The organism is Streptomyces sp. NPDC127068 (assembly GCF_042724695.1).
GTDB lineage: Bacteria > Actinomycetota > Actinomycetes > Streptomycetales > Streptomycetaceae > Streptomyces.
On the sequence record NZ_JBHXEN010000108.1, the window covers coordinates 1 to 6,902 of the forward strand.

Genomic DNA, 6,902 nt, shown 5'->3' on the forward strand with positions numbered 1-6,902 from the left:
CCTCACCCACGCGGTCGGCGCCCACCGCAAGCCCGCGGTCCTGCCCACCACCTCCACCAAGGTCACCGGCGGCAAGGTCTGCAACCAGGTCGACCGGAACGAGGCGAAGAGCTGCCTGCCCGAGGAAAGCACGTTCCGCTCCCCGCACTTCGCCTGGTGGACGGTCCCCTCGGAGCCGGACCGGCACGCGGTGACGGCCAAGTGGTCCCGTACGGGTTCCCCCATCAAGGTGACGCCGTCCCGGCCGTTCTCGGTGAAGGGCTCCGACGCCCTCGCGCTGCGCGTGATCGTGCCGCCCAACACCACCGGCACCAAGCTGGACGTCCGCATCACCGACACCAACGGCCGGCGGGCCGACCTGGGCCAGGTCAAGGTGGACGGACTGCCCGGCACCCGCATGACCACCTCCGGCTGGGCCCGTGAGGTCCGCGTCCCGCTGAAGGCCGCGGTGCGCGCCGGACTCGACCGGAGCAAGCTCAAGAGCCTCGAACTCGTCCCGCGCACCACCAAGGGCGAGCTGCTGCTGATGGACGCCTGGGGCTGGCGCCCCGGCACCCCGGCGCCCGACCCGGCGAAGAACATGCCGCGCATCGACCTCGGCACCCTCACCGTCAAGGAGGGCGACTCCGGTACCCGTACCGTCCGACTCCCGGTCAGCGTCTCCGGGCAGGGCACCGGCAAGGTCCGGGTGTTCGTGGTCTCCCCCGGCCAGGGCGTCAAGCACCGCACGGTGACCGTCAAGCCGGGCAGCCAGGGCGTGGACGTCCCGTTCACGGTGAAGGGCGACAAGCTCTTCGGGGAATCCGAGTGGAACTACGTGTACGCCAAGGCGGTGCGCGGCGCGGTGGTCGGTGCGACCGACGGCTCGATGACCGTGCAGAACGACGACCCGATGCCCGAGGTGACCGTGACGCCGGTCGCCGATGACGTGGCCGAGGGGAAGCCGCTGACCTGGCGGGTCGCCCTGTCCGCGGTCACCGAGTCGGACTTCTACCTGGCGAACCTCCGCATCCTCCCCGTCACCTCCGGCGCCGAACTGTCCACCAAGGACGTCGACCCGACCTGGTTGCGGGACCAGCTGGGCATCGAGCCGGCCCCGGAGCTCCCGCTGTCCCGGGTCTACCCGGAGCCCTACCACCCGTGGCTGTGGCTCAACGTGCCGCAGGGTGAGCGGAGCGCGCTGGTGTCCGTGCCGACCCTCGCCGACACGGTGAGCGAAGGAACGGAGCGCCTGCGCCTCCAGCTCGCCGTCAGCGACGAGGAGAGCGGCGAAGTGCAGTACGGCCCGGAGTTCACCGGGACCGTGCGGGACACCGCCTGACCCCGGTGGACCCGGCCGCGCCGTTCGGGCGGGGCCGGGTCCACCGGCACGCACCCGACTCCGTCGCCCCCGTCCTTGCACGGGGGCGACGGCGTTGGTTGAGTGGCCCGCATGACGACAGCCGCCAGCCGTTCCCCGCTCCGCGTCGGGCTCATCGGTTACGGAGTCGCGGGCTCCGTCTTCCACGCCCCGCTGATCGCCGCCGCTGACGGACTGGTCCTCGACACCGTCGTCACGGGCAACCCCGAGCGCCGGGAGCAGGCCGGCAAGGCCCACCCGGGCGTCCGCACCGTCGACACGGCCGACGCGCTGTGGGAGCGGGCGGAGGCACTGGACCTCGTGGTCGTCGCCTCGCCCAACAAGACGCACGTACCGCTGGCCACCACCGCCCTGGAAGCGGGGCTGCCGGTCGTCGTGGACAAGCCGGTCGCCGGGACCGCGGCGGCGGCCCGGGAGCTGGCGGCCCTCGCCGGGGCACGCTCACTGCTGCTGTCCGTCTTCCAGAACCGCCGCTGGGACAACGACTTCCTGACCCTGCGCCGCCTCCTCGGGACCGGTGAACTCGGGGACGTCTGGCGGTTCGAGTCCCGCTTCGAACGCTGGCGTCCGCAGCCGAAGGGCGGCTGGCGCGAATCGGGGAACCCGACCGAGATCGGCGGACTGCTGTACGACCTCGGCAGCCACGTCGTCGACCAGGCGCTCGTCCTGTTCGGCCCGGTGACCACGGTGTACGCGGAGGTCGACGTACGCCGTTCCGGTGCCGAGGCCGACGACGACACCTTCCTCGCGCTGACCCACGCCGGCGGGGTCCGCTCGCACCTCCACGTGTCCTCCGCCACCGCGCAGCTCGGCCCCCGTTTCCGGGTCCTCGGCTCCAGCGCCGGGTACGTCAAGTACGGCCTCGACCCGCAGGAGGCCGCGCTGCGCGAGGGGGCGCGGCCCGGTACCGGCGCCGCCTGGGGCGTCGAGCCGCAGGCGATGTGGGGGCGGGTCGGCTCCGGCGAGTCGCCGTTGACGGGCGGGGGGCGGCCCGAGCCGAGCGTGCCGGGCGACTACCCCGCGTTCTACTCGGCGGTCGCCGCGGCGGTGCGGGACGGCGCGCCCAACCCGGTGCCGCCCGAGGAGGCCGCCGCCGCCCTCGACGTCCTGGAGGCGGCCCGCCGGTCCGCCGAGCAGGGCGGCCCGGTGCCCCTGTGAGGCCCCGGGCCGGGGTGCGCGGGTTCAGCCTGCGGACGCGGCGAGGGCCGGGGTGCGGTAGAGCAGGGCGCGTTCGGCCACCGTCCACGCCGCGCTGGTGACCACGTACAGGGCGGCGGCCAACGGCACCACGGCGACCGTCACCAGCGTCAGGAACCCCATCAGCGGCATGAAGCGGGTCATCGCGGCCATGCCCGGCAGCGCCTCGGCGTCCGCCGCCAGGGCCGGCGCCGCGGCCAGCTGGGCCTTCGTCAGGCGGTAGCCGAGCGTCGCGACGACGGCCACCACCAGGAACAGCAGCAGGTACACGATCCCCGCGCCGCCGAAGGGGCCGCCGTGCGACCAGGCGTCCGTCCAGCGGTCCCCGAGCGGCGCCCCGCCGAGTGCGTGGTCCAGCAGCGCATTGGCTTCGCCGCCGATCCGGGAGCTGGAGAACAGCTGGTACAGCAGGAAGAACGCGGGCACCTGGAGCAGGCTCGGCAGGCATCCCGACAGCGGCGACACCTTCTCCTTGGCGTGGAGTTCGAGCACGGCGCGCTGGAGCCGCTCCGGGTCGCGGCGGTGCCGGGCCCGCAACTTGGCGACCTGGGGCGCGAGCGCGGCCCGGGCCTTCTGACCGCGGGCCGCCGCCCGGGACAGCGGGTGGACGAGGAGCCGCACCAGGGCGGTGAACAGGACGATCGCGGCGGCGGTGGCCCCGCCGTCGAAGAGCGGGGTGAGCAGCTCGGCGAGCAGGGCGACGAGGTCGGCGAACGCCGAGAGCCCCGAGGAGAAGACGGAGAAGACGGACATGCGGGGTCCCTTCCGGGCGGTGCCGTGCGGGCGCACCGCAGCACCGGGCGCACCCGGGCGCGGGGCGGCGGGTGCGGGGCACGGCGGGGTGCGGGGCACGGGCGGAACATGACGGGTCGGTCGATGACCGGGGCGGTCGGCCGGGTCCCGCGGGCAGGGGCCCGGCGGGAGCGGCGTGACGGCGCACCGGGTGACGGCCCGTCGGCGGCGCCGGTGGTGGTGGGGTCCCGGGTACGGGTTCGGCGCCCGTACGGGGCGGGAGGCACCACGGCGACACCCCGGAGAGGTACCGGGCGGATGTCGGGACGTCCCGGGGACCCCGGGGCGGCTCCGCCTAGGCGGCCGTCACGACCGCGTGTCCCGGCGCCCGGGGGCGGGTGCGGCCCGCCGCGTCGGGATCGCGCTGGGGCAGGAAGGCGGTGCGCCGCTCCCGGTCGCGCAGGGCGGTGCGGACCCGGGTCCGCGGCACGGCGGGTACCCGATGGGCAGCGGTGAGGAAGCCGGCGGCGAGGGCCGTGCCGGCGGCGGCGGTCGCCGCGAGGGCGACGGCGGCGGAGAGGCTGCCGGTGTCGGCGAGGTGGAGCAGGAGCAGTTCGAAGACGGCGAACACGCCGAGGGCGGCCAGGAACCGGAACGTCGACGACCGACCCGACGACCGTCGGGTCCGTACCGCCGTGTTCCCCGTCCCGCCGTGCACGTTGCGCCCTCCCCGACCGAAGTGGTCTCCCACCCTCACCGTACAGGCCGTTATACAGGATCGTGTCCCGCGGCCGGGAGTCCCGTGGTGGGCTCCGGCTCGCCCCACCACCGTCGGTGCTCCGCAGTACGGTGTGGTGTCATGCGCCCCGACACCCCTGCCGAGCACGCCGATTCCGCCGCCCACGTTGCCGAAGCCGAGCGCCTGGAGCGCACGGCCGGACTCTATCCCCAGGACGCCGAGCACCTGCTGTCGCAGGCCGCCGCGCACCTCGAACTCGCGGGTGAACGCGCACGCGCCAGCGCCCTGTACGACCGGCTGTTGTCCTCCGGTGCCGCCGTCCCGCTGGAGAACCCCGCACTGGTCCGTGCGCTGAAGGCCGCCAACCTGTGGGAGTACGGCCACGAGGCCGAGGCCCGCGCGATCATCGACGGCGTGCGCGCCACCGCGCCGCGCACCCCCGGCCCGTGGGTGATCGTCGCGGAGGCCCTGGAGGCGCACGACGAACTCCAGGAGGCCCACGAGACGTTCACCCGGGCGGCGACCGTGCTGACGGGCACGGCGGGCGAGGACCCGGAGCCGCCGCAGGAGGTGCGGCCGGTGCTGGTCGGACGGCACCGGGTGCGACGGATGCTCGGCGAGGCGCACGACGCCTGGGACACCCTGGCGGACGGCCTGCACACGGGGCCGGTGTCGCTGGACGAACTGCACGACCCGAAACGCGTGTGGTCGCTGGGGTCGGACGACCCGGCGGAACTACGGGCCGAGATCTCCCGGCTCCGCGCCGAACTGGGCGGCTACCGCCAGCAGCTGTCCCGTCCCTTCCCGGTGGCGGTCCTGCACTGGCCGGCCGGTGAACTCGCCGAACTCGTCGCGGCGTACCCGTCGCTCGCCGCGGAGTACCCCTCGCACGAGGAGCACCTCGCGACGATAGAGGCCGCACTGCGGGAGCTGGCCGCCTCGGGCACCCCGAACCTCGGCATCGTCACCGCGACGGTGCCGTCCTACGAGGCGTTCGCCGCTTCCGAGGGCGCCGGCCCCGCCGAGGTGTCGCTGCTCCCCCAGTACGCCACCACCCTGGCGTCCCGGGGGCGGGCCCGGCCGTGGCCGCCGGCGGCCACGGACCCCTGTTGGTGCTCCTCGGGCCGGACCTACGGGGAGTGTCACGGGGTGCGCTGACCCCGTCCCCGCTCGACGGGCGCCGTGGCCGGCCGGGGGTGCCGGTCGGTCACAGGGCCGCGGGCGCCCGTCCCCGCAGCGCGTCCAGGTCGACGGTCTCCGCCATGCGGTGGTAACCCGCGTCGCTGGGGTGCAGGTGGTCGCCGGAGTCGTAGTGGGGGTGCAGGGCCTTCGGGTGGTACGGGTCGCGCAGGGCCCGGTCGAAGTCGACGACCTCGTCGAAGACGCCGCCCGCGCGGATCTCGGCGTTCACCGCCTGCCGGACCTCTTCCAGGTCGTCGCGGTAGCCGCGGTGGCCGTGGAAGGGCATCAGGGTGGCGCCGAGGACGCGCAGCCCGCGGGCGTGGGCGCTGCGGGTCAGTTCGCGCAGACCGGCGGTGATGCGCTCCGGGTCGGTGACGTGCGGGGCGCGCAGGATGTCGTTGATGCCGAGGGCGATCACCACCGCGCGCACCCCGCTGCGGTCCAGCACGTCACGCGGGTAGCGGGTCAGGCCCCGCGGGTTGTCGGCGGGGTTCCCGGTGCCGTCGGACAGGATGCGGTTGCCGCTGATGCCGAGGTTGGCGACGCCGTAGCGGGGGCCGTCGGGGGCGGCGCGCAGCCGGTCGGCGAGCACGTCGGGCCAGCGGCGGTCGGCGTCGACGGTGGCGGTGACCCCGTCGGTGAGCGAGTCGCCGAACGCGGCCAGGGTGCCCTGGGCGCCCCCGCCGCGGACGTCCAGTGCGGTCGCGTACCGCCACACGGGTGTCTTGCGGGTGTACGCGGCGCCGCTCACCGCGCCCGCGTGGTCGCCCCGGGCCAGGTACGAGGTCTGGCGGGCCCTCGGGTGGTACGTCACCGGGCCGGACGGGGTCGGCGCGTAGGTGGTGATCAGCACGTGTCCGTCGGCGGGCACCCGTAGCGCCACCGCGTCCGAGACCACCTGCCCGCCGGGCGGCACCCGTACGGAGGTCCGTCCCGCGAAGGTCAGCCGACGGACGGTGCCGCGGACGGCCGCCGCGGATTCGCGGTCCGCGGCCACGGCGAGCGTCGCGTGCGTCACGTGCAGCGGGGTCGTTCCGTACAGGTGGGAGAGGGTCACCCGGGCTCCGGTGCCGCCGATGCTGGTGTGCACCACGTTGCGGACGGACCAGTCGGCGAGGCCGCCGGAAGCGGTGCCCGGTTCGGCGCCGGCGGGTGCGGTGGCCCAGCTGGTGGCCCAGCGGCCGGCCGAAGCGGAGTCGGCCGACACGGAGCCGGGGCCCGCGCTCTCGGTGCGGGGCGCGGGTACGGTGCGGGCGCGGGGGCGGTCGTCGTCGGTGGTGCGCGCCGTGCCGGTCCAGATGCCGCCGGAGACCAGCAGCACCAGGCCGAGCAGCACGGCCAGCAGGGCGCCGGCGCGGGAGCGGAAGAAGGCCCCCGGAGCCCGGTCGGGACGCTCGGTCATACGTCGCTCGCTCCTCGGACGGGGAGCCCCGCGGGGCTCCGGTCTGATCACCTCATGATGCGCCACCCGGCCCCCGCGCGGGCGGGGAGTCCGGAAATGACCCGCTTTCCGGGGCTCCCCGGGAACTCACAGGACGTTTCGGGAGTACGACGGTGAGGAGCGCCCCTTCGGTACGTCCCGCTGGACCTGCGAGGTTCACCGCGGGTGCGCTGTGGTCTTGCGCAGTTCCCCGCGCCCCTATCGGGGCGCCTTCCGGCCCGTGTGCCACAGGGGGCGCGCCCCGTCAGGGG

5 protein-coding genes and 1 pseudogene are annotated in these 6,902 nt (G+C 75.2%); 3 read left to right on the forward strand and 3 right to left on the reverse strand.

Annotation, left to right across the window (positions count from 1 at the left end; translation table 11 throughout):
- A pseudogene (locus ACFWIA_RS34810) lies at positions 1 to 1,321 on the forward strand (hypothetical protein); the annotation flags it as partial.
- 111 nt (positions 1,322 to 1,432) lie between these two features.
- Positions 1,433 to 2,518 carry a Gfo/Idh/MocA family oxidoreductase gene (locus ACFWIA_RS34815; RefSeq protein WP_387011281.1) on the forward strand — a complete coding sequence of 362 codons (1,086 nt, stop codon included), beginning with the start codon at positions 1,433 to 1,435 and terminating at the stop codon, positions 2,516 to 2,518.
- Between the two features lie 24 nt (positions 2,519 to 2,542).
- Here the strand turns inward: ACFWIA_RS34815 and ACFWIA_RS34820 are convergent, their stop codons facing one another.
- Together ACFWIA_RS34820 and ACFWIA_RS34825 are read right to left on the reverse strand one after the other, a co-directional pair.
- Entirely contained in the window at positions 2,543 to 3,310 is a 768-nt protein-coding gene (locus ACFWIA_RS34820; protein WP_387011282.1) for a YidC/Oxa1 family membrane protein insertase, read from the reverse strand.
- A gap of 334 nt (positions 3,311 to 3,644) precedes the next feature.
- Positions 3,645 to 3,935 carry a DUF6412 domain-containing protein gene (locus tag ACFWIA_RS34825; protein ID WP_387011285.1) on the reverse strand — a complete coding sequence of 97 codons (291 nt, stop codon included), beginning with the start codon at positions 3,933 to 3,935 and terminating at the stop codon, positions 3,645 to 3,647.
- Between the two features lie 213 nt (positions 3,936 to 4,148).
- Between ACFWIA_RS34825 and ACFWIA_RS34830 the strand changes: the two genes are divergently transcribed.
- Positions 4,149 to 5,186: an SEC-C domain-containing protein gene (locus tag ACFWIA_RS34830; RefSeq protein WP_387011283.1), complete on the forward strand. Its 1,038-nt coding sequence runs from the start codon at positions 4,149 to 4,151 to the stop codon at positions 5,184 to 5,186.
- Between the two features lie 49 nt (positions 5,187 to 5,235).
- On the opposite strand, the gene ACFWIA_RS34835 is transcribed toward ACFWIA_RS34830, so the two are convergent.
- Positions 5,236 to 6,612 (reverse strand): SGNH/GDSL hydrolase family protein, encoded by a 1,377-nt coding sequence (locus ACFWIA_RS34835; RefSeq protein ID WP_387011284.1) that lies wholly within the window; start codon positions 6,610 to 6,612, stop codon positions 5,236 to 5,238.
- Positions 6,613 to 6,902: the final 290 nt, after the last annotated feature.

Coding starts and splice junctions, on each gene's coding strand:
- ACFWIA_RS34830 (WP_387011283.1), top strand. CDS start 4,149: ATGCGCCCCGACACCCCTGCCGAGCACGCCGATTCCGCCGCCCACGTT.
- ACFWIA_RS34815 (WP_387011281.1), top strand. CDS start 1,433: ATGACGACAGCCGCCAGCCGTTCCCCGCTCCGCGTCGGGCTCATCGGT.
- ACFWIA_RS34820 (WP_387011282.1), bottom strand. CDS start 3,310: ATGTCCGTCTTCTCCGTCTTCTCCTCGGGGCTCTCGGCGTTCGCCGAC.
- ACFWIA_RS34835 (WP_387011284.1), bottom strand. CDS start 6,612: ATGACCGAGCGTCCCGACCGGGCTCCGGGGGCCTTCTTCCGCTCCCGC.